General features: G+C 67.0%; 1 protein-coding gene. It reads right to left on the bottom strand.

Annotated features, from left to right (window positions below):
* Positions 1-845 (bottom strand): amino acid adenylation domain-containing protein (locus L995_RS23505; protein ID WP_047473898.1); only part of this gene is annotated, 845 nt, incomplete at both ends.

Below are 845 nucleotides of genomic sequence, written 5' to 3'. Positions count from 1 at the left end.
TGCGACTGCACCTCGCCCAGCTCGATGCGGAAGCCCCGGATCTTGACCTGCTGGTCGGCACGACCCAGGTATTCGAGTTCGCCCTGTGCACTCCAGCGCACCAGGTCGCCCGTGCGGTACAGGCGCTCGCCCGTCTCGCTGAACGGGTTGGCAACGAAGCGCTCTGCCGTCAGTCCTTGCCTGTTGAGATAGCCGCGTGCCAAGCCCTCGCCCGCCACGTACAGCTCCCCGGCCACGCCCTGCGGCAGCAGGTTCAGGCTGCCATCCAGCACATACAGGCCCAGGTCCGGAATCGCCACGCCCACGGGGCTGCGTCCGCCCTCCAGATCCGTCTTGGTGATCTCCCGGTACGTCACATGCACCGTGGTCTCGGTGATGCCGTACATGTTGATGAGCTGCGGGCTCTCGTCACCGAAGCGGTCGAACCAGGGCCGCAGGGTCTCGGGCTCCAGCGCCTCGCCGCCGAAGACCACCTGGCGCAGCGCCAGGCCGGAGCCGCCTTCTTCATCCTGCTCCACGGCATGGACCAGCTGCCCGAAGGCCGAAGGCGTTTGATTGAGAACCGTTACGCGCTCCGCACGCAGCAAGGCCAGGAAGTCCTGGGGCGAACGGCTGACCCAGTAAGGCACCACCACCAGCCTGCCGCCCGTGCACAGGGCGCCAAAGATCTCCCAGACCGAGAAGTCGAAGGCGTAGGAGTGGAACAGCGTCCAGACATCGTCCGGGCCGAAGCCGAACCAGGCCTCGGTGGCGTCCAGCAGCCGTGCCACGTTGCGGTGGCTCAGTTGCGCGCCCTTGGGACGGCCCGTGGAGCCCGAGGTGTAGATCACATAGGCCAGGCTGTC

Source organism: Delftia sp. ZNC0008 (genome assembly GCF_000799035.1).
In the GTDB taxonomy this organism is placed as follows: Bacteria; Pseudomonadota; Gammaproteobacteria; order Burkholderiales; family Burkholderiaceae_C; genus Comamonas; species Comamonas tsuruhatensis.
Note: the sequence above shows the minus strand (reverse complement) of the source record. Positions and strands in the feature narration are given on the sequence as shown.